The 23,893-nt window shown below is 70.2% G+C and carries 24 protein-coding genes; 12 read left to right on the top strand and 12 right to left on the bottom strand.

What is annotated here, in order from left to right; all coding sequences use genetic code 11:
• Nucleotides 1-22 precede the first annotated feature (22 nt).
• From NDW01_RS37625 to NDW01_RS37605, 5 genes are all read left to right on the top strand, one after another.
• On the top strand, nt 23-952 hold the full coding sequence (locus tag NDW01_RS37625) for an NADP-dependent oxidoreductase (RefSeq protein WP_252829178.1): 930 nt from the start codon (nt 23-25) through the stop codon (nt 950-952).
• Nucleotides 953-1,040: 88 nt separating this feature from the next.
• The gene (locus tag NDW01_RS37620; RefSeq protein ID WP_252829177.1) at nt 1,041-2,309 is read left to right on the top strand and encodes a CaiB/BaiF CoA transferase family protein; all 1,269 of its coding nucleotides are present in this window, start codon (nt 1,041-1,043) and stop codon (nt 2,307-2,309) included.
• On the top strand, nt 2,290-3,885 hold the full coding sequence (locus tag NDW01_RS37615; protein ID WP_252829176.1) for a CocE/NonD family hydrolase: 1,596 nt from the start codon (nt 2,290-2,292) through the stop codon (nt 3,883-3,885). The genes NDW01_RS37620 and NDW01_RS37615 overlap by 20 nt, the downstream gene beginning before the upstream one ends.
• A gap of 48 nt (nt 3,886-3,933) precedes the next feature.
• Entirely contained in the window at nt 3,934-4,209 is a 276-nt protein-coding gene (locus NDW01_RS37610; protein WP_252829175.1) for a hypothetical protein, read from the top strand.
• A gap of 109 nt (nt 4,210-4,318) precedes the next feature.
• Nucleotides 4,319-5,068, top strand: a complete 750-nt coding sequence (locus NDW01_RS37605; RefSeq protein ID WP_252829174.1) for an SDR family NAD(P)-dependent oxidoreductase — start codon at nt 4,319-4,321, stop codon at nt 5,066-5,068.
• A gap of 96 nt (nt 5,069-5,164) precedes the next feature.
• On the opposite strand, the gene NDW01_RS37600 is transcribed toward NDW01_RS37605, so the two are convergent.
• Nucleotides 5,165-5,629 carry a hypothetical protein gene (locus NDW01_RS37600; RefSeq protein WP_252829173.1) on the bottom strand — a complete coding sequence of 155 codons (465 nt, stop codon included), beginning with the start codon at nt 5,627-5,629 and terminating at the stop codon, nt 5,165-5,167.
• 566 nt (nt 5,630-6,195) lie between these two features.
• Nucleotides 6,196-7,488 carry an MFS transporter gene (locus tag NDW01_RS37595; protein WP_252829172.1) on the bottom strand — a complete coding sequence of 431 codons (1,293 nt, stop codon included), beginning with the start codon at nt 7,486-7,488 and terminating at the stop codon, nt 6,196-6,198.
• Between the two features lie 137 nt (nt 7,489-7,625).
• On the opposite strand from NDW01_RS37595, the gene NDW01_RS37590 reads away from it, so the two are divergent.
• Nucleotides 7,626-8,141 carry a TetR/AcrR family transcriptional regulator gene (locus NDW01_RS37590; protein WP_252829171.1) on the top strand — a complete coding sequence of 172 codons (516 nt, stop codon included), beginning with the start codon at nt 7,626-7,628 and terminating at the stop codon, nt 8,139-8,141.
• Nucleotides 8,142-8,417: 276 nt separating this feature from the next.
• Nucleotides 8,418-8,600 (top strand): PadR family transcriptional regulator, encoded by a 183-nt coding sequence (locus tag NDW01_RS44095; protein ID WP_252829170.1) that lies wholly within the window; start codon nt 8,418-8,420, stop codon nt 8,598-8,600.
• A 151-nt stretch (nt 8,601-8,751) separates the two neighbouring features.
• On the opposite strand, the gene NDW01_RS37575 is transcribed toward NDW01_RS44095, so the two are convergent.
• From NDW01_RS37575 to NDW01_RS37550, 6 genes are all read right to left on the bottom strand, one after another.
• Nucleotides 8,752-9,687: a DUF1259 domain-containing protein gene (locus NDW01_RS37575; protein ID WP_252829169.1), complete on the bottom strand. Its 936-nt coding sequence runs from the start codon at nt 9,685-9,687 to the stop codon at nt 8,752-8,754.
• A 106-nt stretch (nt 9,688-9,793) separates the two neighbouring features.
• A complete protein-coding gene (locus tag NDW01_RS37570; RefSeq protein ID WP_252829168.1) occupies nt 9,794-10,084 on the bottom strand; it encodes a hypothetical protein in 291 nt (96 codons plus the stop codon).
• 458 nt (nt 10,085-10,542) lie between these two features.
• Nucleotides 10,543-11,817: an APC family permease gene (locus tag NDW01_RS37565; RefSeq protein WP_252829167.1), complete on the bottom strand. Its 1,275-nt coding sequence runs from the start codon at nt 11,815-11,817 to the stop codon at nt 10,543-10,545.
• Nucleotides 11,818-11,939: 122 nt separating this feature from the next.
• Complete coding sequence (locus tag NDW01_RS37560; RefSeq protein ID WP_252829166.1) at nt 11,940-13,154, bottom strand: MFS transporter; 1,215 nt, start codon at nt 13,152-13,154, stop codon at nt 11,940-11,942.
• 49 nt (nt 13,155-13,203) lie between these two features.
• Nucleotides 13,204-14,178 (bottom strand): M56 family metallopeptidase, encoded by a 975-nt coding sequence (locus NDW01_RS37555; protein ID WP_252829165.1) that lies wholly within the window; start codon nt 14,176-14,178, stop codon nt 13,204-13,206.
• Nucleotides 14,175-14,558, bottom strand: coding sequence for a BlaI/MecI/CopY family transcriptional regulator (locus NDW01_RS37550; protein WP_252829164.1), 384 nt, complete (start codon nt 14,556-14,558; stop codon nt 14,175-14,177). The genes NDW01_RS37555 and NDW01_RS37550 overlap by 4 nt, the downstream gene beginning before the upstream one ends.
• A 186-nt stretch (nt 14,559-14,744) precedes the next feature.
• Between NDW01_RS37550 and NDW01_RS37545 the strand changes: the two genes are divergently transcribed.
• The gene (locus NDW01_RS37545; protein WP_252829163.1) at nt 14,745-15,389 is read left to right on the top strand and encodes a phosphatase PAP2 family protein; all 645 of its coding nucleotides are present in this window, start codon (nt 14,745-14,747) and stop codon (nt 15,387-15,389) included.
• A 74-nt stretch (nt 15,390-15,463) separates the two neighbouring features.
• Here NDW01_RS37545 and NDW01_RS37540 read toward each other — a convergent pair whose 3' ends face one another.
• Nucleotides 15,464-15,673, bottom strand: coding sequence for a hypothetical protein (locus NDW01_RS37540; protein ID WP_252829162.1), 210 nt, complete (start codon nt 15,671-15,673; stop codon nt 15,464-15,466).
• A gap of 289 nt (nt 15,674-15,962) precedes the next feature.
• Between NDW01_RS37540 and NDW01_RS37535 the strand changes: the two genes are divergently transcribed.
• The 4 genes from NDW01_RS37535 to NDW01_RS37520 all read left to right on the top strand — a co-directional run bounded on the left by NDW01_RS37535 (nt 15,963) and on the right by NDW01_RS37520 (nt 20,555).
• Nucleotides 15,963-16,109: a hypothetical protein gene (locus NDW01_RS37535; RefSeq protein WP_252829161.1), complete on the top strand. Its 147-nt coding sequence runs from the start codon at nt 15,963-15,965 to the stop codon at nt 16,107-16,109.
• Between the two features lie 198 nt (nt 16,110-16,307).
• Nucleotides 16,308-17,030, top strand: coding sequence for a hydantoinase B/oxoprolinase family protein (locus tag NDW01_RS37530; protein ID WP_308211862.1), 723 nt, complete (start codon nt 16,308-16,310; stop codon nt 17,028-17,030).
• A gap of 26 nt (nt 17,031-17,056) precedes the next feature.
• Nucleotides 17,057-18,400, top strand: coding sequence for an acyltransferase family protein (locus tag NDW01_RS37525; RefSeq protein WP_252829159.1), 1,344 nt, complete (start codon nt 17,057-17,059; stop codon nt 18,398-18,400).
• Between the two features lie 349 nt (nt 18,401-18,749).
• Nucleotides 18,750-20,555, top strand: a complete 1,806-nt coding sequence (locus NDW01_RS37520) for a carboxylesterase/lipase family protein (RefSeq protein WP_252829158.1) — start codon at nt 18,750-18,752, stop codon at nt 20,553-20,555.
• A gap of 48 nt (nt 20,556-20,603) precedes the next feature.
• Here the strand turns inward: NDW01_RS37520 and NDW01_RS43605 are convergent, their stop codons facing one another.
• The 3 genes from NDW01_RS43605 to NDW01_RS37505 all read right to left on the bottom strand — a co-directional run bounded on the left by NDW01_RS43605 (nt 20,604) and on the right by NDW01_RS37505 (nt 23,838).
• The gene (locus tag NDW01_RS43605) at nt 20,604-21,287 is read right to left on the bottom strand and encodes a response regulator transcription factor (protein ID WP_252829157.1); all 684 of its coding nucleotides are present in this window, start codon (nt 21,285-21,287) and stop codon (nt 20,604-20,606) included.
• Entirely contained in the window at nt 21,284-22,567 is a 1,284-nt protein-coding gene (locus NDW01_RS37510) for a sensor histidine kinase (RefSeq protein WP_252829156.1), read from the bottom strand. The genes NDW01_RS43605 and NDW01_RS37510 overlap by 4 nt, the downstream gene beginning before the upstream one ends.
• 443 nt (nt 22,568-23,010) lie before the next feature.
• The gene (locus NDW01_RS37505) at nt 23,011-23,838 is read right to left on the bottom strand and encodes an SDR family NAD(P)-dependent oxidoreductase (RefSeq protein ID WP_252829155.1); all 828 of its coding nucleotides are present in this window, start codon (nt 23,836-23,838) and stop codon (nt 23,011-23,013) included.
• Nucleotides 23,839-23,893 lie beyond the last annotated feature (55 nt).

Genomic DNA, 23,893 nt, shown 5'->3' with positions numbered 1-23,893 from the left:
AAGCGATGAAGGGATGACGACGATGAAGCGGATCCAGTACCACCAGTACGGCGGGCCGGAAGTCATGCGGCTCGAAGACTTCGAGCCGGCCCCGCTCGGCGCCGACGAGGTCCTTGTCCGTGTGCGCGCAGCCGCGGCCAACCCAATGGACTTCGGGATCCGCGCCGGCCGCATGAAGCACGTGACCGGTCGGCGCTTCCCGCGCGCGATGGGTCATGACTTCGCGGGCGTCGTCGAGGCGGTCGGCGACCGCGTCACCCGGCTACACGTCGGTGACGAAGTGCTCGGCGGGACGCCGATCAAGTCCGCAGGCGCGTTCGCCGACCTGGTCGTTGCCCAGGAGAAGGGCACCGTGGCCAAGCCCGAGAACCTCTCGTTCGAGGACGCCGCCGCGATCCCGACGGTCGGGATCACCGCCCAGCAGGCCTTGATCAGGAAGGGACGGCTGCAGCCGGGCCAGGCCGTGTTCGTTCACAGCTGCCTCGGCGGAGTTGGCCGCTCCGCCGTGCAGATCGCCCTCGCCCACCAGGCCACGGTCGCCGGTAGCTGCCGGGATACCGCCAGGTCCGAAGCACGCGAGCTCGGTCTCGACCCGGTCGTCGACTTCGACTTCGACCCCACCTCGCTCACAACAAGGTTCGACCTCGTCCTCGACGCTGCCGGCACGCTCCCGGTCAAAGCCGCGCGAACGATGCTCAAGCCCGGCGGCCGCATCATCAGCGTCCTCCCCACTCCGTTGAACCTCGCAAGAAGTGTCCTGCCCGGGCCGTTCCACGCCATGATCGCCCGACCGATCACCGAAGACCTCGAAGAGGTCACCCGAGCCGCCGGCCAGGGCGTCCTGCGGCTACCGATCGCCCGCACCGTCCCGCTCTCCCAGGCCATCCCAGCGCTCACCGAACTCGAGCAGAACGGCATGGCCAAGCGGGGCAAGCTGATCATCACGCCATGAACCTCGTCGGCGAGTTCAGCAGGCGAGCCCGCCCTGGGACAGGCGGCCACGATCCCGAGCATTACGCGAGGCCGGCCGAGGTGAGCGCATGAGCGGTCCACTGGCCGGCTTGCGCGTGCTGGACATCACATCGGTCATCATGGGCCCCTACGCCACAGCCCAGCTCGGCGACATGGGCGCGGACGTGATCAAGGTCGAGCTGCCGGCCGGGGACGTGGCCCGGCAGCTCGGCCCCTCTCGCAGCGCCGGGATGAGCGCCATCACGTTGAACCTGGGACGCAACAAGCGCAGCGCTGTGCTCGATGGCGGCGAGTCGGAGGATCACGAGCGCTTCGCTGAGCTCGTCGCCACGTGCGATGTGATCATCACGAATTTGCGACCCGGATCGCGGCGCCGTCTCAACCTGGGCTGGGATGAGGTTCACCAGGCCAATCCAGCGGCGATCCTCTGCACCGCACAAGCCTTCGCCAGCGAGTCAGAGAAGGGGGAGGAGCCCGCCTACGACGATGTGATTCAGGCCGTCTCCGGCATGTCGGACCTCTACCTGCGTGCGTTTGGAACGCCCCAGTTCTCACCGTCCGTCCTGGCCGACAAGATCTGCGGTCTAGTGATCGTCAGCTCTGTCCTCGCCGCGCTGCACAGTCGAGCGACCACGGGAGAAGGGCAATGGGTCGACGTGCCTATGGCCGACACGATGCTCGCCTTCAACCTGGTCGAGCATCTCGGTGGCCGATCTTTCGATCCCCCGGTAGGCGGAATCGGATGGAGCCGCACTCTCGTCCCGAATCGTGGGCCGCATCACGCCGCGGACGGGTGGATCTGCGTCATGCCCTACACCGACAAGAACTGGACCGACTTCTTCCGTACCGTCGGAAGGCCCGATCTCGCCGCGGACCCGCGTTTCTTCAACGGCACCGCCCGGCACGAGAACAACGCCGCTTTGCAGACCGAACTGGCCGGCCTGATCGCTCGGCGCACGGTGGGCGAATGGCTCGAAGACTGCCGACGCCTGGGAATCCCCGCGGAGCCGGTACTGGACCTCGACGAGATCGAACAGAACCCTTACTACGCCGCGCGCCACGCACTGATCGACGCCCGGCACCCTACCGAAGGCGACTACAAGGTCATTCGCTTCCCGGTCGACTTCTCCGCAACCCCCGTCACCGACTACCGGCCCGCGCCCCATATCGGGCCTCACGTCGCCACCGTCAGCTGGCTCGAGGACCGCCTGCCGCGGCAGGCGTCCCCTGCGGCACTGGCTCCGCTGCGCGGCGGGACGTGGCAGCACGCCGGCACCGAAGACCCGCTCCTATCCGCTCAGCCGCAAGGAGAACCTGATGAGCACCACCACCGTTGACGAGCAGCAGCGGCAGACGATCGAGCAGCAGTACGGTCCGCTCGGCCCGCACTCCGTCGAACTCATCGACGGAGTGATCGTCCCTGCCGACGACGGCTTCGAGCTCAAGGGCGTCCTGGCGCTCCCGGCAGGGGGCGACAAGGTACCTGCCGTGCTCATCCGCTCGCCCTACAACCCCGCCTCCTTCAGGCCCGAAGTGGCCGCGTTCTATATGGGCGAGGTGATCGCTTGGGCGTCCCACGGATATGCCTGCCTCGTGCAGACCACGCGCACCACCACTTCGTACTTCGACGAAGCCGCTGATGGCTCCGCGACCGTTCGCTGGATCGAGGAGCAGCCGTGGTTCGATGGACGCCTCGGCCTCACGGGCGCCAGCTACCACGCATTCAGCTCCTGGGCCACCGCTTCCACCCGGCCTGCCAGTCTTAAGGCGATCGCCACCGCGATGTACAGCACCGACCGGGTCAGCTCCTGGTATCCCGGCGGCGGCTTCGCTCTCGAACTGGCCCTCAGCTGGACCGTCATGCAGCAGGCCAACGGCGCCGAGGTCGGCGAGAACCCGTACAACCATCTGCCGCTCGACCAGGCGGACGTCGCTGCCACCGGGACCACCCTGGACTTCTACCAAGAGCGCCTGGCCCACGACGGCGACGACCCGCACTGGCAGGCCCTGAACTTCGCCGAGCTGCTGGACGACCCCCCGGCACCGATCCTGCACCTCGACGGCTGGTACGACTACCACCGCAGCTACTTCTGGCACGACTTCGAGCGCCTGAACCGGAACACCGGCGACGTGCCGTACCGCTTCGTCATCGGGCCGTGGCCGCACGCCGCCCTCGACCCGCGCATCTCCATGGCCGAGAAGCTCGCCTGGTTCGACACTCACGTGCGTGGCGACGGTACGGACCGTTTCGGCGCCCTGCGTTACTATCGCACCGGCGCCGACGCCGGCTGGCACGAGCTCGATACGTGGCACGAACCGGAGACCACCGTCTTCTACGCGAGCGCCGACGAGCAGTTGCTGGCCGCCCGCAGTGACCTGGCCGAGCGCATGGAATGGACTTACGACCCGTCAGATCCCACCCCGTCCGTCGGGTTCCTCACCATCGGCACCGGCGACGTCAGCGGCCTGTGGGACAGCGGCACCCTCGAACAACGAGCGGATGTGCGCGTCTTCACCAGCGCTCCTCTGCGGGAGCCGCTGGACCTGGCCGGCCACGCCTCCGCCGCCACGACTTTCCATTCGGACGCGCCTAGCGCCGACCTGTTCCTGCGGATCCTGGACGTCTACGAGAACGGGCAGGTGCAGAACGTCGCCGACGGCATTCTCCGCATCACAGATCCCGGCCTGGGCGAAGGCGTACCCGTCGAGGTCGACCTCGGCCCCATCGGCCATCGCTTCGCGGCCGGCCACCGCGTCCGTCTCCTGGTCGCCAGCGGCGCCCACCCCTACTACAACCGCAACCTCGGCAACGGAGAGCCGACCGCAACGGCCACCCGGATCCGCGTCGCTCATCAAGCGGTCGCCGTCGGCGGCGAAGACGGCCTGCGCATCACCTTCCCCCTGGCCCGTTGAGACGAACGACATCGTCAATCGACACCACGAGCATCCTTCCGATCAGGCGTGCCGGAGAATGCTGAACGCCGGCGGCCGCATCATCGACATCAAGCCCTCGACTGCGAAACTGTCGAGAAGCGCGTTCCCGGAGCCTTCCAGAGACTCGTCACCGAAGCCGTCCCCGGAAACATCGACGATGTCGCGCGAACTGCTGGGCAAGGAACCCTGAGGCTGCCGCCCATCGCTCGCCCCGTGCCGCTCGCGAAGGCCATCGAAGCGCTCACCGAACTCGAGCGCTTCTACACACCTGAAGGTGGCCAACTCGTCATCACCACCGAGTGACTACCGTGCGCTCACGTAACTCATGCCATTCAACGTGCGCGCCGAACGCCCAGGAAACGGCTCCGGCAGAGACGGAGCAGGAAACATATTGCACAAGGAGAGTAATTCAATGGAATTCAGTGGAAAGACAGCACTGATCACCGGATCCGGTGCCATCGGTGGGCTCGGGCACGCTGTGGCCAGGAACCTCGCGGCCGGCGGGGCCAACGTGGTCATCACGGGCACCGACGTGGAGCGCGGCGCGCGGGTCGTGGACGACGTCCAAGCCGGTATGGGCAGCTCCGCGGGTATCGTGCGCTTCGTCGCGGCCGACTTGGCCTACCCTGCCGCCGTCGAGCAGCTAGTCGAAGACGCCGGGGCAGTGAACATCTTCATCAATAACGCGAGTGTCGTGCCGTTGAGCCCGACCGCCGATCAGGACGCCGCGACCTATGACGCCGCCTTCACGGTCAACGTGCGTGCACCGTTCCTTCTGACCGCCCTTCTCGCACCGAAAATGGCCGCCAACGGCGGCGGTAGCATCGTTAACGTGAGTTCCACCGCGGCCCGCCTCGGCATGCCGCCCTTCGCCGTGTACGGCGCCACCAAGGCCGCGATCGAGTCGTTGACCCGCACCTGGGCGGCCGAGTTCGCCACATCGAACGTCCGCGTCAACGCCGTCGCCCCAGGCCCGATGCGTACTGCGAAGGTGGTGGGGGCCATGGGCCCCGCCCTGGACGACATAGGCATGACCACCGCGCTCAAGCGCACCGCCGACCCGGCCGAAGTCGCGCAGGTGATCGCCTTCCTCGCCAGCGACCAGGCCGGCTACGTGACCGGTGCGATCGTGGCTGCTGACGGCGGCCGAACCGCGATCTAATCAGTTGGTCGAGTCCTAACCTTGCGTGGTGCGGAAACCCGGTTTCGGGTCTCTGACCTGCGGTTCCTCTCGTTGGGCTATGCAGCGTTCCGGTACTCATTGATCAGGCCGGCAATGAGCGGCGAACCACTCGAGCACCCGCTCGGGACTGCGCTGGAAGTACTTGTAGCCGTCCCATCGGCTGGTCGTGTCGCGAATCCAGAACATCGACTTCTGCTCCGCGCCGATGGCCTCGAAGGCTTCCTCGAGGTCGTCGGGGCGAGTGATGCGGTCGTCGTGCACACCATAGGTGAGCGTCGGCATCGTGACCGACGGTGCCCAACGACTCGTCTTCCCGTCCCCCAACCGTACGCTCGCGATCGTGCCGACCCTGCGATCCACCTCGTCGGTCTTGTCCCCGAGGCCCATCGCCTCGAGGGTCACCTCCAGGAACGCCCGCGGAGAGAGCAGGAGCGGCGCGACCAGGCAGCTGATGCCGTCAAAGGCGCGGGGGGGGTGGGCGTGGACGGCTCGGAAGGTCGCGTTGGCGCCCATGCACCGAGCGAAGATGCCGAGCGTCATGTCGGCGAGATCCGGCCGAGAAATGCTGCCCTGCTTGGACGAACTTGAGGCACCTGCGCCGACTCCGCGACCGTGCCGTCAGCGAAGGCCGGCTCGGCGAGATCGAGGGGATCGACCTAACGCTGAGGTTACTGGCCGACAAGCGAAACCAGACCAATCGATTGACGAAGGTCACCGAGCGGGTCGACCTGGACGTCCCCACACGTGGGGTCGGCCAGAGACCTGGGAAGGTCGTCAACGGCGGCCGCGGGCCCTGCGTCCTGACCTCGCCCGCGAGCCGCTGCTCACGGTAGGACCGGCGTTCGACGAGCACGACGCGGCCGATGCGCTCGCGGTGACGACGCCCCCGTTATTCGGTCACGATCTGTTATCGAGCGCATGCTTCGAGCGGACGGGGCCGAGGGCGGCGGCGATGAGCGGGGCGGTGTGGTCGTACAGGAGCAGACGGCTGTGGGAGGGGTCCGCAGGGTCGTTGACGCCGTGGCAGGCGAAAGTGCGCGATCGAGCAGGTCGACAGCAGGCCCAAGGCATTGGCCTTGGTCGGCGCCGGCCGTGGAGGGAGATCATCAGCGGTCCGTCGGCCGGCCACACTCGATGTCGTGCGTTGTCTGACGAGGCATGTTGGGAGTGCGCAGAACCAACATCGAGGCCGCGCCTGGCCGAAGCTCGTTCTCGCTGATCCGTCGGCGCGCCCGAACGATCCCTGCGACCATCGCGATCAGAACCAGCGCGACTTCCAACGCCCCGTACGCGACAGTTGTCGGCTCGAGCCCGAACCGTTCGACGGCAAGCCCGGCAGCGAGCGCCGGCACACTGAATGCGAGGTAGCTGACGATGTACATCGTCGCGAACACTTCCCCTCGCTGGGCGACTGGCGCCGCCTCGCCGAGCGCGTTCACGGCGAACCGAAACGCCGCGCCGAAGCCGAACCCCGCGACCACCGACCCGACCACGTAGAGCGGCAACTCACTCATCAGCGTCGCCGCGATCGTGACCAGGACGCCGACGGTGAGAGTTCCATAGCCGAACCACTCGCGAAGTTGCGGCGGTACGACTGTCGAGCCAACGGCGCCTGATACCCCCGCGGTGAAGAACACTCCGAGCACGATGCCCACGACGAAATGACTGTGCACATCGAGGACGGTGCCGAGTACCGACGACCCGAGCGACAGATACAGTCCGGCGAGCGCCCACGTCGCGCCGATCGACGGAACCAGTGCGAAGAAGGCCGGCCGCGTGGCCGGCGGAAGCCCGGCGCTCGGCAGAAGCGACCGCCAGATCGATTCCCGCGATGTCGACGCAGGGCGAGCGCGTTCGGGAATCAACCAGACGAGCGCTGCAAGCACCAGATAGACGACGGCGAGGATCCAGAAGACGAGTTGGCGAGGGAGGGGCGCGAACTCCACCAGAGCACCGGCGAGGACCGCCCCGATCGCAATTCCCAGGGAAGGGACCGCGCTGCTGACGATCGAGCCGAGCCGTGGGCTCGGCGCCGAATCCATGATCATGGCCGTAAAGGTGCCGGTGGCGGCGCCGACGGCAAAACCCTGCGCGATTCGCGCAGCCATCAGGCCGCCGGAACCTCCGGCGATCGTGAAGAGCAGCATACCCAGCGCGAGAAGCACCAGGGCTCCAGAGGCGACAGGCCGACGCCCTACCCGGTCGGAGAGCGATCCGACGGTCAGCAAGGCGGCGAGCAACGCGAAGACATAGACGGCAAAGATGACCGTCAGCGTGAACGCGGAAAAGCCCCAGAGGCGCTGATAGACGGGATAGAGCGGCGACGGCGCTGAGGCGGCCGTCAGCGTGGCGGCGCCGGCGGCCCCGGCAACGAAGAACGAGACTGGGCGGTTGAGCACGAGACCTCCGTCGAAACGCAATGATCTTTGCTTTAACCACTGTACGACAGGATCTTGTTAAAGCAAACATCTTTGCGTACGATCGTGACGTGTCTAGCCGAGTAGCCGCGAGTCGCCCTGGCGGACGGAGCAGTCGGGTGCTGACCGCGATCTATACGTCGGTCGGCGAGCTCGTAGGCGAGGGTGCCGACAAGATCAGCTTCCCCATCATCGCCGAGCGGGCCGGGGTCAACCCGACGACGCTGTACCGGCGCTGGGACGACGTCAACGCACTCCTCGAGGAAGTCGCGGTCGCCGCCCTGACGGGAGACGGTGAGTCGGTACCCGACACCGGAACGCTCGAGCAGGACTTGACGGAGTGGGCGAACATCATCGCCCATGACATCACCCGTCCCGAGCGGGCCCGATATCTGCGCGCGATGGTGTCGGCCCGAGTCGAGATCGTTTCGAGCTGCCCGGTCACGGAGAAGCGGCGCGAGCAGGCGTCGGAGATGGTACGCCGTGCCCGCGAACGGGGAGAGACGACACCGACAGTCCAGCAGATCCTCGACCACATCATCGCGCCGCTGTATTACAACGTCGTATTCGCACTACAAGTCGATCATGAGTACGCACGGCGGCTGGTCCGCGATGTGCTGGCCATGGTCCGCTGAGCCGGTACCGGGCTCCGAACGTCTGACGCGCATTCACCACAAGTTCCGCCGGGCCGAAGGAACCGCAGGTCAGCGAGCAGATGAGTGGTAGGGCGCCTGTTTGATGGACCTCGGTACGGGAGGTCGAGGGTGGCCGTGCCGCTATCGGCTTGAGGCGTTGCCCCGCGTTCGGCCCTGCGCTTCGTGCGGCCGGCGCTGTGAGCCCTCGTCTCGGCAGGGCCGCCTCATAGAATCGGTTGCCGATATCGGTTCCGTCATCGTCCAGTGCCGGCGTGGGTGAGGGTGATCGTGGTGCGGGAGTTTCAGCGGGGTGCGGTGCGGCTGCACATCCTGCATCACGCGGCCGAACAAGAGATCCATGGCGCGTGGATGACGCGTGAGTTGGAGCGTCACGGTTACAAGATCAGTCCCGGCACGTTGTATCCGACGTTGCACCGGCTGAGGCCGACGGGCTGCTGAACGCCGAGGAACAGATCGTCGAGGGCCGCCGGCGGCGGGTCTACACCGCGACGGAGGCCGGACGCACGGCGCTCGCCGAGGACCGGGCCGCGCTGGCGGAACTGGCGCGTGAGGTCCTCGGCGACCGGACGTGAAGGTCTGCGGTCCTATTTCAGTGCCGGGGCGCGTGGACCTGGTCGAGGCCGGCGCGTAGGTCGCGGGCGAGGGCGGTGGCGTCTCCGGTCTTCCAGAAGTGCAGATAGAACAGGCGGGGCTGTTCGTACAGCAGGTGATTGTGCAGCTCGATGATGGTCATGCCGTGGGCCCGTAGGGCTTTGATCACCGGGTTGACCTGGCCCGCGGTCATGGTGAAGTCGCCGTTGACCGCGGCGCGCCCACCGCCGAGGGGCTGGAACATCAGCAGGGTCGAGGCCTCCATCAGGTACGGCAGCGTGATGTGGGCACGGGTATCGGTGATCTTCTGGACGACCGGGACGTGGTACTGCAGGACGCCGTTCTCGTTCTCGCTCTTGGCGCCGATGATGCGGTCGATGGCGGCGGCGTCCAGGTCGACCGGCGGCTCCTTCCCCTCCTCTTTCTGGGTGAGGGGGATGCCGGTCTCGGTGAGCGCGGTGTGCAGGGTGCGGGCGATCTGGACGGGGTCGCCCAGGGCCCAGTAGTGCATCCACCACAGGCGCGGCGTCTCGTCCTGAAGGTGCTTGTGCAGCGCGGTGATCTGCACGCCGCCGTGCTGCAGGGCGTCGGCGACCTTGGGCACCTCCTCGCCGGTAAGGGTGACCTCCCCGATCATGAGCGTTCTGCCGGGGGCGGTCTGGTGGAAGGAGGCTTCGGCGTTCAGTTCCATGCCTGGGTTCTCGGTCACGCCGGCGTTGACGACGTGCAGGTCGGTGCGGAGCCATTCGGCGGTGTGCACGTCACCGGCCTCGGTCTCCAGGGGCCGGCCGATGGCCCGGCCCACGGCGTTCCAGTCGACACCGCCGCCCTTTACCACGGCCGCGCCGCCGGTCATGACGAACGTCGTGGCCAGGGCGGCGGCGCCCGCCGCCAGCCGCGCGACACGATGCCGCCAGAGTGCGAAGTAGGCCATCGCAGGCCTCCAAAGAACATCGGTAGTCGACTGCGATGAGGCTGTGGGCGGGCGGCGGGAACCGCGGGGCTCCAGCCCCCGCCCACGAGCGATCGAGCGTTACCGGCTAGCTGATCCCGCATTGCTTCTTGCAGGTCGACTTGCAGTACGGTGACGGGCCGCCGGTTCTCTTATGACAGGCCAGGTCACAGCGGCGGAAGCAGGACGAGTCGCCGTCATGGCGCTGCGCCGACGACGGGCTGCAGACCTGACCGGTCGCGCGAATGGCGTTCCCCGGGTGCGCCGCCGTGCCGGCCGACGCGGCGACGGCGACGCCTGTGGTGCCGAGCAGCAGAGCGGGTACGGCCGCGACGGCGGTCAGCGCCGTCCGGATCGTGTGATGCCTCGTGGTTCCCACCGTCCTTCCCGATGGCTCACGATCGTGGTGTGTCGGTTTCGGTCATGGCCTAAGGGCGCGGCGCCCCACAGAATCGGCAGCTTGCCGATGAGCGACTCCCCCCAGCATGTCGATGACCGTGGGAATCGCCGCCGGCCAAGAACCCGGCCAGCAGCGCTGAACCGCAGGCGATCTCGACCACCCCGTCCAGGGCGGCGAAGAACCCGGCGCCGAAATACCGGCCTTGGCGAACCGCCCGGTCCCCAGCCGATCAGGGAACACGCACTTCTGGATGCCCCCGGAGAAGAACACCGCCCCGACGAACGAACGGATCAGCACTGTGGCGGCCGGCGCGCCGGTATCGGTCAGGCGCGCCCATCCCGGCCGCGGATCGCCCATCGCTCACCCCCGACGTGCGATGTATCGGATCCCGATATCGTCAGCCGTTCCCCGGACTCCGGTGCCGCAACCACTGATCGCTAATGCGCGCGGGTCGCGGCCGTCCGGCGCAGGGCGTAGGCGGCGGCGCCGACGGCCAGCACGGTGGCCCCGGTGATCACTGAGGTGAGCGGCAGGGCGAAGGCCAGGATCAGGCAGCCGATCAGCCCGACGGCGGGGACGAGTCGGGGCGGGCGGCCCTCGGCGGCGGTGAGGGTCGCCGCGGAGGCATTGGCGATGGCGTAGTAGACCAGCACTCCGAAGGAGGAGAACCCGATCGCCCCGCGCACGTCCACGAGACCCGCCACCACGGCCACCACCACCCCCACCGTCAACTCGGCCCGGTGCGGGACACCGAATCGCGGATGGACGGCGGCCAGGACGTGCGGCAGATGCCGGTCGCGGGCCATCGCCAGTGTCGTGCGTGAGACGCCCAGGATGAGCGCGAGCAGTGAGCCGATCGCGGCGACCGCCGCCCCGGCCCGCACGACCGGCACCAGACCGGGCGACCCCGCCGCGCGGACGACCTCGGCCAGCGGTGCGACCGCGCCACCCAGCCCGCTACCGCCCAGCACGCTCAACGTCGCCACCGCGACCGCCGCGTAAACGACCAGGGTGATGGCCAACGCCAGCGGGATCGCGCGGGGGATCGTCCGCTTCGGGTCGCGGACCTCCTCACCCAACGTGGCGATCCGCGCGTACCCGGCGAAGGCGAAGAACAGCAGACCCGCCGCCTGCAGCACCCCGCCGAACGATGCGCCCCCGCCTGCGTCCAGCCGGGCCGTCTCCGACGCATCGGAGGTCAGGGCGGCGACCACCACGGCGGCCAGCACCGCCAGCACCACGGTGACGATGATGCGGGTGAGCCAGGCCGACTTGTGCACCCCGGCGTAGTTCACCCCCGTCAACGCCACGACGGCCGCGACCGCCACCGCGTGCGCCTGCCCAGGCCAGACGTAAGACCCGACGGTCAGCGCCATCGCCGCGCACGAGGCCGTCTTACCGACCACGAATCCCCAGCCCGCCAGATAGCCCCAGAAGTCACCCAGGCGTTCGCGCCCGTAAACGTAGGTACCCCCCGATGCCGGATAGCGGGCCGCGAGCCGGGCCGAGGACGTGGCGTTGCAGTAGGCGACCACCGCGGCCACCCCCAGACCGACGAGCAGCCCGGACCCGGCCGCCCGCGCCGCCGGCGCGAGCGCCGCGAAGATCCCCGCACCGATCATCGACCCCAGGCCGATCACCACCGCGTCGAAGACCCCCAGCCGACGCTGCAGCTCACCCGGAACCCCGGTGGCGGTCGCTGCCTTGCCCATCAGCTCACCTCAGGGAGCGTCGCGTCTTACGTCATCCGATATCGAAAGACGATATGCGGCCCGGATGTCCTGGCACTGACCGCGCCCGGACGAGCAATCGAACTGTGCTGAGATCTGTTCGCTCATCTATCGGCTGGTCGATGAGCAAGATCGCCGGTGGGTGGTCGCTGGTCGGGAGGATCGGCCGCGGGTCGGATGGCCAGGAGTGCGGCGGCGGTCAGGGCGGCGAGGGCGGCGAGGCCGCCGGTGAGGGTGGTGGCGGCGGCCACGGTGGCAACGAGGACGGGGCCGCCCGCGTCGCCGAGTTCACGGCCGAGTTCGGCGGCGCCCATGGTCTGGCCGAGTCGTGCGGGCGGGCCGACGTGGGCCAGCGCGGCGAAGCCGAGCGGGGTGATCAACCCGGTTCCGGTTCCGATGAGGATCGCGGCGAGCAGGAGCCCGGCCAGGCCGGGCAGCGCCGGTGCGGCGAGCCCGGCGGCCGTGATCGCGAGTCCGGTACGGATGCCGGTGGCGGTGGTGATCCGGCCGTGGTCGAGGGCGGCTCCGGCCCGGGGCTGGACGAGGGCCGCGCAGGCCGCGAGGAGGGAGACGGCCGTGCCGGTGGCGATGGGGCCGAGGTGGGCGGCGGCTCCGGCGACCGGTAGGAAGCCGACGCCGACGGCGAGGGCCGCGGTGGCCAGCGCCAGTGCGGTGGTCGGTTTCAGGAAGCTTCCCTGGCCCAGCCGCCGTGCGAGGTCGAGCACGGTCTGCCGGGTCTTGGGCAATGGCGCCAGGGCGGGCACGGCAACGGCCGCCCAGATGGCGACGGCGGCGGCGAGTGCGGTCATGACGGTGAACAGCAGCGGCAGCCCGCCCAGCGCCACTAGGACGCTGCCGAGTAGCGGGCCGGCGGTGTATCCGATGCTCTTGTAGAAGCCATAGGAGCCGAACGCCCGACCATGTCGGGCGTTCGGGTTGAGGCGGGCGACCAGGGCGGAGGCAGCCGGGGAGAAGGCGGAGGCCGCCGCGCCCTGGCCGAGGCGGGCTGCCCACAGCAGCGCGGTGTCGTCGGCGAGGGCGAACAGCGCCGAGGCCGCGGCGAAGGCGAGCAGGCCGCCGAGCAGCACCGGGCGGGTGCCGACCTTGTCGGCCAGGGCGCCGAACACCGGTTTGAGGAGGACTTCCGCGGCGTCGTACAGGGCGAGCAGGCCGCCGAGGATGAGCAGGGAGTCGTGGTGGCCGATGGTGAAGCGGCCCAGGTTGGCCGCGACGCCGTGGGCGCCGAACGCGGTGGTGAACCCGGCCGCGTACAGCGGCCACAGCCGGGCGCGGCCCTGGTCGGGAGTGGTGGTCGGCACCGGCGGCCTCCCAGGGGTACGAGGTTGCGGCGGGATGGGCGGGTGCCGGTCAGGCGCCGGCGAGTTCGAGAAGCAGGTGCAGGTCGTGGGCTGCGGCGAACGCGCACAGGGCGCTGGAGCCGACCACGGCGGTGGCTCCGGCCAGCGGCAGCAGTGGCACGCCCAGCTGGGTGAAGGAGGTGGTGGGTTCGGCGAGCAGGGCGGCGACGCGACGCGGAACGGGCCCGGCGGTGGCCAGGGGGCCGCGCCGCCGCCCCAGCAGGCCGAGCACGGCGTCGGGCAGGCGCCGGCGAGCCGGGCGATGGGCGGTCGCCAGGGCCGCCTTGCCGACCGCGCGGGCGACCTGACGGCGGTCACCGCAGACGGTGGCGGCGCGCTCATCCGCCCAGCGTTCAACGGTGTAGGCGACCGCGGTGGCCACCGGCCGCAGCAGCGGATTGACCGCGGCGGCCAGGTGGGCGACGGCGACGAAGGCGTAGTGGTGGCAGGCCAGGTGGGCGCGTTCGTGCGCCAGCATGGCCTCCCTGTCCGCGGGGTCGAGGGCGTCGAGCATGCCGGTGGAGACCACGATGCGTCCGGGCAGGCCGGGCAGCGCGTACGCGTCGGGGGCGGCGTCGTCGACGACGACCAGTTGGCCGCGGCCGGGCAGGCAGGCGGCCTCGAAGGCGGCTGCGGCCAGCGCCCGCATCCGCCGCCACAGCATCCGCAGCCCCGCTCCCGCGGCGGCGGCCAGTACCGCGGCGGCCGCGACCGCCTCGATCGTGGAGACGGGGTCGCCTGCGCGTACGGTGGCCGCCGACCAGTGACCCACGTACGCCGCCAGGGGCAGGCGCACCACACCCGCAGCGGCCAGAACGCCCAGTGCCGCGCAGCTCAAGCCGGCCAGGGCCAGCGCGCTCGCGGTCAGCAGCCAGGTCGCAAGGCGTGGGTCGAGCCGGTCGGCCAGCGGCCGTGCGGCCGGCGCGGCGGACACGGGGAACAGCAGCGGCAGGTAGACCAGCAGGTGCATCACCACGTCGTTCACTCCTGATCCGGCAGTTCACCGAGGAGCTGCCGCAGCAGTTGCTCATCCCGGGCGGGCAGGTCTTCCACGAAGCGAGTGAGGACCGCCTCCCGGTCGGAGTCGGATTCCAGTACCTGCCGCATCCGCCGCGCGGTCAGCCCGGGGGTGTCGGCGACCGGCGCGTACGCGTAGGCGCGGCCCTGTTTGCCGCGCGTCAGCAGGCCTTTGTCGAACATCCGGGACAGCACGGTCACCACGGTGCTGTAGGACAGGTCGCCGCCCAGGCCCTGGAGCACCTCGCCGGGGGTGAGCGCCGCCGAGGAGGACTGCAGCAGACCGAGGACCTCGGCCTCCAGCGCGCCGCCCGGCCTGCGCTCGCCCGGAGCGTGTCCGGCGTTCACGAGTTGGCTCCCCTCCGTTCATCATCTACAGTCCTGTAGAACTTCTACCAGTATGTAGAAGTCGGTGCGTCGCCGAGTCTGTCACGTTGACCGGCCGCACCGCCCTTCGAACCTCCACAGACTCGTGAATCGCGAGCTCCCTTGGCCCGGTCCGCGGCCTTCCTCAGTTCCTGGAGATCGACCTCGATGACAGTCCACCCGGCACCTCTCGCCTTCGACGGCTCGCACCTCGACGGATCGCTGTTCACCGCGATCACCGACCTCGCCCGCGAAACCCGGTGGCTCAACGCACCGCTGGAGATGTGGACCAACGCCGGCCTCGGGGTGTTCGCGGTGCTCATGCTGGTCGGCTGGTGGAACGCCCGGCGCCGTGACACCCGCGCCATGACCCTCGCCCTGGCGGCGCCGGTCGCCGTGGCGGTGGCCTTCGCCATCGCGGAGGTCGCCAAGAAGCTGATCACCGAGGTGCGGCCGTGCTACTCGCTGCCGCACGACTACTTCGTGTCCTCCTGCCCCGTCCGCACCGACTACGCCTTCCCGAGCGGCCACGCCACCGTCGCCGCCGCCGCGGTGGCCGCGTTGTGGCTGCTCGACCGGCGTCTGTCCGCCGTCGCCGCGGCCTTCGCGGTCATCGAGTGCTTCACCCGCGTCTACCTCGGCGACCACTACCCCCACGACGTCATCGGCGCCGTCGTCCTGGCCCTGCCGGTCGCCTACCTCCTCAGCCGGGCGCTGGGCCGCATCGCCGTCCCCCTCGTCGCCCGCCTGCGCACCGGAGCCCTGGCACCGGTGCTGACCGCCGCGCCCGCCGGCGCCCACACCACCCGCTGAAACACGGTCGGGCTCGAAGGGAACTCCCGGCGGCCCATGACCGGCCGAGTTCGCCCGGTTCCTGGGCCGCTGGGCTACCCGGCCGTCGCCATCACTTCCTTCCTTGCGGCCGTGTGGGTGGCGGTGAGGTTGGTGAGCAGGGTCTCCCACTGCCGGGCGGTGGTGGCGAAGTCGTAGCGTGCGGCGGCCTGGTGAGCGGCCGCGCCCATGGCGTGGCGTCTGGCGGGGTCGTCGATGAGTTCGCCCAGGGCATCGGTGTCACCGGCCGGAACGAGGAGCTTCACGCGGAAGGCGCCTCCACCACACTGACCCGGTCTCACCCCTCACCGCGAAAACCGCCATCCTCACCCTGGCGACCATCGCGATCGCACTCGTGTGGACCGCCACACGACGCGCCCGCGCCCTTCACCGCGCCCGGCACACCAGCGCCCGGCTCGGCCCGCGAACCGGCCGCCTCGCCATCCTCGACCAACCCGCGATCGAAGCGTTCGCCGTCCCCGCCGGCTCGGTTGACCGGGTCGTCAGCAAACCATCTGCAGGGCAAACTGCCCTCCGCGGGTGACGCGCTGAAGATTGCCCTTCTCCCAGGTCGGCATGGCCCAGGACGCCGCCGGCGGCACGAAGTTCAACCAGTGGTTCATGTCCTCCCCGTTCGCCAAGATGGGCGTTCAGCGGGACGGCGGGGCCGAAAAGCCGAGCCGCCCGGCGATTACCGCTTGACCCGCAGAAATCGGATCACGGGAAGGTCGTCTCATCTACCACTCGCGTGGACGTCATCAACGGCGGCATCAGGCGGTATGGACCGGATGTGGACCTTCGCCTCTTCCCGGCAGCCCGTCTGTCGCCGAACGTGGTGGTGAGGCCGCGGTGTCCACCGATCGTGACGAGCGGTGAGACGAGGGCTGAGATGACACGGGACTGGAAATTCTGGATCGATCGCAACGGCACGTTCATCGATGTGGTCGGCAGGCGGCCCGACGGAATCCTCGTCGTGCGCAAGCCGCTCTCGGACGACGCCGAACGGTACCGGGACGCGATCGTCGCCGGGACCAGGGAACTGCTCGGCGTCCCGTCGGCACGAGCCTCTCGTCCGAGTACCCGGACGCCGTTGCGGCGGGCAACGTGGATACCTCACAGGCGGTCACCGGGGCGGTCTACGCCGCGCTCGGCGTCATGGCCGAACGCTGCGGAACCATGAACGATGTGATGCTCGGCGACGACCACCAGTACTACGAGATGGTGGCCGGTGGTTCCGGCGCCGGGGGCGGTTTCGACGGCGCTTCCGTCGCGCCGACTCGGATAACCAACTCCGGGCTCACCGATCCCAAGGTCCCGGATTGGCGCTACCCCGTACGTCTGGAGACCCTCGAGATTCGCCATGGCAGCGGTGACTCCGGGCACCGGCGAGGAGGAGACGGCGGCAGGCGAGGAATCCGCTTCCCGCAGCCGATGACCGTCATCACGCCCCCCGGTCACGAACGCGTCGCACCGTACGGTACGGCCGGCGGCGGACCCGGCGGAGTCGGCCGGCACTGGGTGGAACACGCGGACGGCTCCGTGACCATGACGCGGGGTTGCGACTGCCTACCGGTCGATGTCGGGGGCATCTTCGTCATCGAGACGCCGGACGATGCTGGCTAAGGCCCGGACCCGCCGTGAAGCCGAGCGTGGAAGGCCCGCATGGGAACCGCAGCCTCGGGCGGTCCCGTAACCGGTACGTCGACCTCCTGCGTGTCATCGCGGTGGTCCTGGTGGTACTCGGGCACTGGCTGGCGATATCGATCACATACCACGGCGGTCATCTGGAGGGACAGGACGTGATGGCGCGACTGTCGTGGACTGAGTGGCTTTCCCTGCCCTTCCAGGTGATGCCGGTCTTCTTCCTGGTGGGAGGCTTCGCCAACGCGGCGTCTTGGACCTCTCACCGTACTCGCGGCGAGAGTTGGGGCTGTTGGCTGTACGGGCGGGCCATCCGGCTCGTGGCGCCTACCACGGCGTACGTCCTGGTGGCCGTCGCCGTCGTCGCCGTCTGCCGTGCCGCCAAGGTCGACCCGGCCGTGCTCAGACGGGCGGGGTGGGCGGTGGCCCTCCATCTGTGGTTCCTGCCGATATACCTTGGCCTGCTGGCCGTGACGCCGGGGTTGCACGCCGCCCATCGGCGGTGGGGCCTTGGGGTGCCGGCCGTGCTCGCCCTCGGCGCCGCCGGGGTGAACACGGCGGTCCTGTTGTCCCATCCCCCACTGCTGGGATGGGCGGATTACCTGCTGGTGTGGGGGGTTGTGTACCAATTGGGCCTCGCGTGGCATCACGGCGCGCTCACCCGCACCAGGCGGCGGCCGCTGACACTGGCCGCCATGGGAATCACCGTCCTGGTGGGCCTCGTGTGGCTTGGCCCCTTCCCGGTGAGCATGGTCGGGGTTCCCGGCGCACGGATCAAGAACTCCGCACCGCCTTCGGTCGCTCTCCTCGCGTTCGCCATCGGCCAGGTGGGACTGCTGCTCGCCGCCGAACCGGCCATGACGCGCCTGTTGCGCCGGCCGCATCTGTGGCGGGCGGTGGCGCGGACGAACCGAATGGTCATGACGCTGTACCTCTGGCACATGGCCCCGGTGATCCTCGCGGCGGTCACCCTGTACCCCACCGGCCTGCTTCCACCAGCACCGATCGGGTCGTCGGCCTGGCTTCGTCAGCGCCTGATCTGGATGTTCGCGCTCACGGTCCTGTTCATTCCGATGGCCATGGCACTGCGCCCCGCGGAGCGCCTGACCCCCACGCGGCGAGGCCCGGACATCGGCTCACTCCGCCGGAAGTCGTGGCCCTTGCTCGCGACCGGGGTCGCGGCGGTCGGCTTCGCCTTGGCCAGGATCTCGGCACAGGGGTTCGCCCCGAGCGGCCGGCCCCTCCTTCCCGTACTCGCCGTCTACACCGCAGGGGTATTCCTGCTCATCACGGCAGGAAGAATGCGCACCCGGCCGGACCGGAGAATGCTGCCGACGACACGTGGGAACTGACCTCCAGGCGACAGGGCGGGCATGGTTCCCATCCTTTCCAAGGATCAGAGCCTCCACCGAGCGCGGGGCGGTTCACCCAGTATCGCCCGCTTTTGCCGCATGCGCCGACCGTGTGTCCTCGCCCTTGAACGCAGCGGGCCCGCTACCGTGACATCGAGGCGTCATGTCGATCGTGACGTTCGCTGCGACGTCTCCCGGCACGCCCCCCGATGACGGCCACCAGCCCGGGCCGTCCGGAGGCGGTCACGACTTTCGTCACCGGCCGGCCGGACGAACGGCCGGTGAGCGGGCGCAGGACCGATCGTTCGCGGCTGGCCGGCGCGGCGACCGGATCGGCATCCTCGGGGCCATGCGCACTGATCCGGGCGTCGGCAGCGCCCCCGACGTTCCCTCTATCGCCGCAACCGACGGCGGCCGGCCCACCGGTCCGATCGCGGGGGTTCTCGGTTCGTCTCCCGGCCGCAAGCGGAGGCGATCCGGTGCGGCGTCCATCGTGATCGGCCCGCACCGGCACCCTGACGTCGTCCGCTGGGTCGGCGTCGTCTGCGTCACCGCGCTGCTCTCGGTGACGTCATTCATTGCCGGGGCGCGCCGCGACGCGACCGCCGCCTCCCAGCCGATCGTGCACACCGCGTCCGGGCCGGTACGCGGGCTCGCGGCGGACGGGGTGCGACGCTTCCTCGGCATCCCGTACGCGGCGCCGCCGGTGGGCCCACTGCGCTGGCGGGCGCCACGGCCCGTCCACCCGTGGACAGCGCCGCGAGCCGCCACCACGGCGCCTCCCGCCTGTGTCCAGCCGCCCGGTGTGCCGGGTACGGCAAGCGAAGACTGCCTCTACCTCAACATCACCGCGCCGGACCGCCCGGCGGCCGGCCGGCCGAGGCCTGTCATGGTGTGGCTGCACGGCGGCGGGAACTTCCAGGGCGCCGCCGCCGCGTTCGATCCACTCCGGATGGCGGTGGACGGCGACGTGGTCGTCGTGACGGTCGGCTACCGGCTGGGCGTCTTCGGCTTCTTCGGCTACCCCGGCCTTCCCGGCTCAGGCACCTACGGCCTCCAGGACCAGCAGGCCGCGCTGCGATGGGTGCGGCGCAATGCCGCGGCGTTCGGCGGCGACCCGCGAAACGTCACGCTCTTCGGCGAGTCGGCCGGCGGCATCGACACGTGCGCGCAGCTGACCTCGCCGGGCGCTGCCGGATTGTTCGACCGCGCGATCCTGCAGAGCGGCTCGTGCTCCTTCCAGAACTGGATGATCTCCTATGGCCACACGACGCCCGCACCGTCGGCGGGCTCGGCGTGGCGACCGGTACGCCGGGTCCAAGCCGACGGCGCGGACGCCGCCGCGACGCTCGGTTGCCTGGCAGGTCCCGGGGCGCTCGACTGCCTGCGGCGGGTCCCCGCTGACCGGCTTCGGGACCGGACGACCGGCTTCAGCCTCCCCGCGTTCGGCACCGCGACGCTGCCGCACGACCCCGCACGGGCCATCGCGGACGGCGCGTTCCAGCACGTGCCGGTACTTTCGGGCAACACCCAGGACGAGTCCCGGTTCGTCACCGCGTACGCCGAACTGCCAGACCGGAAGATCACGCGCGACCGCTTCGACACGCTCATCGACCAGGCGTTCGGCGACCGGGCCGCCGCCGTCCGCCGCCACTATCCGCTCTCCGCGTACGAAAGCCCGGCGGTGGCGTGGGCGGCTGTGGACACCGACCGTGACATGGTCTGCCCGCAACTGCGGGACGGCCGGGCGATGGCGGGGCGGATACCGCTGTACTCCTACGAGTTCGCCGACCGTCAGGCTCCGCCGATCGCGCCGTTCCCGCCCGGATCGATGCCGCCGGGCGCCTCTCACGGATCCGAGCTGGCCTACCTCTTCGACGTCGCCGGCGAGCCGATCGACTGGAACGGCGACCCGGTGCCGCTGACGCCGGCCCAGTGGCGGCTCGCCGCCACCATGATCGGCTACTGGACGCGCTTTGCACGCACGGGTGACCCGAACGGGGGTTCCGCGCCGTCCTGGCCGTCCTTCCGCCCGTACGGCACGGCGTCGATCTCGCAGGCGCTGGCACCAGGCCGCGACGGCATCGTTCCGGTCGCGCTGGGCCGCGAGCACCAGTGCGCGTTCTGGGACCGCCTGGACCGGCGGACGGCGTAGGGACGCCCGTCGGCGCCGGCGGGCCGGAGCGGCCGTTCGGGCCGGGGCTCAACCCCGGCCCGGGCGGGCGGCCCGAAGGGCGAGCTGGGTCCGGTTCTGGCAGTTCAGCTTCGTCATGAGTCGCGATACATGGCCCTTGACCGTTCCCTCGCTCAGGTACAGCCGGTCGGCGATGTCGGCGTTCGACAGACCCTCGGCGACGAGCGTCAGGACCTGGGCCTCCCGCTCGGCCAGGGCGTCGAGTTCGGGATCGCCCGCCGGGTCGGCGGCGGCCGCGGCGGCGCCGCGCTCGCGCAGCCGCCGCAACGCCGCAGGGGACAGCACCGAAGCGCCGGCGGCTGCGGCCACCACCAGTGGGACGAGCCGGTCAGGCGGCGTGGTCTTGAGAAGGAAGCCGCTCGCGCCCGCGTCGAGCGCGGCCAGCAGGTGCTCGTCGGTGTCGAACGTCGTCATCACGACGACGGCGGGCGGCTCGGGCAGCGACCGAATCTCGGCGGTCGCGGTGACGCCGTCGACACCCGGCATCCGGAGATCCATCAGCACGACGTCGGGCCGCATTCGTACGGCCGCCTCGACACCGGCCGCGCCGTCGTAGGCGACATCGTCGACGACGACCTGGCCTGTCGCGGCGAGGATGGAGCGCAGGAAGGCGCACACCATCGGCTCGTCGTCGACCACGACGACGTGAACGGGGGCAGCCGTTGGGCGGGCCGCCGCGCCGGAATCGTTCACGTGATGTCCTGTCCCTCGGCTGCGGGGCCGCCGTCCAGCGGCAGGCACGCGCGCAGAGTGTAGCCGCCGCCGGTGGCGGGGCCATGCTCACAGCGACCGCCGAGCAGCGTGACCCGCCGCCGTACGCCGTCGAGCCCGCGCCCGGTATTCGGCGACGCGGTTACCGGAGTCACCGGGGCAGGGCCGTTGCGCACCGTCACGTCGACGGCGTTCGCGGTGACGGCGACCGCTACGTCGGCCGCGGCTCCCGGCGCGTGCCGGCGCACGTTGGTCAATCCCTCCTGCACGACGCGGTGGACGGCGCGGGCCGCGACCGGAGGAACCTCGCCGTCTTCGCCCGTCCACGCCAGGTCGACGACCTGTCCTGCGGCGCGGGCGTCTTCGACGAGCGCGTCCAGCATCGTCCTCAGCTGCGGCTCCTGCGGCGGGGTGTGCGCAGCGCGGACGGCGTGCCCGGCCACGGCGGCCGCACCCGGGTCGGTGAGCAGATCGAGCAGGCGGCGCAGTTCGGTGAGGCCATCGGCGCCGAGCCGGCTCATCCGTTCCGCCGCCGACCGCGTGCGTGCATCGGCCGTGCCGCCGGCCAGCGCGTTGGCGTGGAGCACCAGCAGCGTGAGGACGTGCCCGAGGGCGTCGTGGACCTCGACCGCCAGGCGGCGCCGCTCATCGGCCCGGGCCTCGCGTGCAATGGCCGCCCGCTCCTGCACGAGGGCGGCGACCCGGTCGCGACGCGCGCGACGCAGGCGGCCACGCAGACTGACGCACACCCCGCCGAGCACCGGGACCGCGGCGCTCAAGGCCGCCGTGAACGGCGACCCGCCGCCGGACGCCGCCTGCGCCGCGACCGCGACGACGTAGCCACAGACGAGGACGGCGGACAGCTGGTACTGCCACGGGGCGCGGGCCCTTTCGACCACGCGGACGGTCGCCCACGCCAGCGCCAGCGGAACCCACGGCACGCCCTGCGCGGCGACCAGCAAGCGCCAGGGCGACGCGACCACGACCAGCGACGCTGCCACGAGCACGACCGCGGCCATGCCGACGTGCGGACGCGAGCCGGACCCTGCCAGCACGGCCGTCGCCACGAGCTGCGTTGCCAGCCCGGCAAGCATCGCCGGCGCCAGCGCCGCGAACGGATGCGGCAGCACCGCCAGACCGAACAGGGCACCGGCAACGGCGACGATGGCGGTCAGCACGGTCACGAACCGGTCGCGGCGGCGGTGTGGCCAGACGGAGCGGCGGCCCGCCGTCACAGCGAACCGGACACCCGTCGTGAGCACCCCGCAACGTTAGCCGACCGGCGACGTCGCCCGGTCCCGGGCGGCTCAGGGCCTTGACCTTCGGCTCGGCGGATCGCGACTTTCGGCTTGGGTCCCGGTCGAAGGTCTCAGCCGAGATCGCAGGACCGGACGTCCGTTGCTGTCGCGGCGCGCTCGCTCACGGCCAGACTGGTGCCCCTACCGGGCGTGGTCACCGCCGGTCACGTACGGGGTACGAGCCCCACGATCTCGTCGCCAAGGAGTCGACTCATGCGCACACCTTCCCGCCGCGCGCGGATCATCGCTCTCGGAGTGGGAGCCTCCCTTATCGGCGGCGGCGTCGCGGGCGTCGCCGCCGACGGCCTGCTGGTCAGCAGGGTCTGCGGCGGGCTGGCGATCGTCGCCGGCCTGTACTTCCTGCGACTCGCCCGTTCCCACCCCGGTCCCCGTTCTCGGCATCCTCTTTACAGATCCTTCAGCAGGTCCCGCGTCGGCTCGCCGAGGCGTCGGCGGTACTCCGGGTCGTAGGCCTCCTCGGATGCTCGCGCCTCCTTGTCTATTTCGAAGTAGCGTCCGGTGACGTCGGCGAGTTCGGGCGCGTCCACCAGGCGCCGAGTGGCCGCCACTCCCGTTTCCAGGGAGTCGACGACCTCCATGCCGGATCGCTCGGACATGGCCGTCGGCATGAACAACGCCGGATGCAGGCTGTTCACTGTGACACCGGTTCCCACGAGCTCTTCGGCGAGGTCGTACGTGTGGCTGATGAGGGCGAGCTTGGACCGGCGGTAGGCGGCGACGTCGGTGTATCCGCGTTCCTGGTGCGGGTCGTCGAAATCGATCGGCTGTTGACCGACCGAGGCGATGTCGACGATCCGCGAGGGGGCGCCCCGGCGTAGTAGCGGCAGGAGCTTGCAAGTGAGCAGCACGGGTGCGAGGTAGTTGACTGCCAGGCGCAGTTCGTAGCCGTCCGCCGGCAACTCTCGTGTAGTGCCGTTGGCGTGAAATCCGACACCCGCGTTGTTGACGAGCACGTCCAACCGGTCGTACGAGCCGGCGATCTCGGCGGCGAGAGAGCCGACCTCGGCGAGTGATGGGAAATCCGCTCGGAACGTCTCGCCACCGGTCGCGTCGGCGACGCCTGACCTGCCTTCATGGCGACCGCCCAGCCCTCCCCAGTGGCCGCGCCTGTCGGCGTATTCGCCCGCAACACGGTATGGCGAATATCGGCCGGCCTGCTGGAAGCGCAGGCGTACCGGGCCACCGCGGCCGCCCGGCGGCACGACTCCGGCCATCCGTCGGCTCGACTTCCTCAACTGCGCTGCTCCGGCCGCTCGACCGCCGGCCTTG

Origin of the sequence: Actinoallomurus soli, from assembly GCF_024055715.1 — a bacterium.
In the GTDB taxonomy this organism is placed as follows: Bacteria; Actinomycetota; Actinomycetes; order Streptosporangiales; family Streptosporangiaceae; genus Actinoallomurus; species Actinoallomurus soli.
Note: the sequence above shows the minus strand (reverse complement) of the source record. Positions and strands in the feature narration are given on the sequence as shown.

Bases quoted from the DNA above. Each gene is read 5' to 3' on its own strand.
- NDW01_RS37625 (WP_252829178.1), top strand. From the start codon at position 23: ATGAAGCGGATCCAGTACCACCAGTACGGCGGGCCGGAAGTCATGCGG.
- NDW01_RS37620 (WP_252829177.1), top strand. From the start codon at position 1,041: ATGAGCGGTCCACTGGCCGGCTTGCGCGTGCTGGACATCACATCGGTC.
- NDW01_RS37615 (WP_252829176.1), top strand. From the start codon at position 2,290: ATGAGCACCACCACCGTTGACGAGCAGCAGCGGCAGACGATCGAGCAG.
- NDW01_RS37605 (WP_252829174.1), top strand. From the start codon at position 4,319: ATGGAATTCAGTGGAAAGACAGCACTGATCACCGGATCCGGTGCCATC.
- NDW01_RS37600 (WP_252829173.1), bottom strand. From the start codon at position 5,629: ATGACGCTCGGCATCTTCGCTCGGTGCATGGGCGCCAACGCGACCTTC.
- NDW01_RS37575 (WP_252829169.1), bottom strand. From the start codon at position 9,687: ATGGCCTACTTCGCACTCTGGCGGCATCGTGTCGCGCGGCTGGCGGCG.
- NDW01_RS37565 (WP_252829167.1), bottom strand. From the start codon at position 11,817: ATGGGCAAGGCAGCGACCGCCACCGGGGTTCCGGGTGAGCTGCAGCGT.
- NDW01_RS37545 (WP_252829163.1), top strand. From the start codon at position 14,745: ATGACAGTCCACCCGGCACCTCTCGCCTTCGACGGCTCGCACCTCGAC.
- NDW01_RS37520 (WP_252829158.1), top strand. From the start codon at position 18,750: ATGCGCACTGATCCGGGCGTCGGCAGCGCCCCCGACGTTCCCTCTATC.
- NDW01_RS37505 (WP_252829155.1), bottom strand. From the start codon at position 23,838: ATGGCCGGAGTCGTGCCGCCGGGCGGCCGCGGTGGCCCGGTACGCCTG.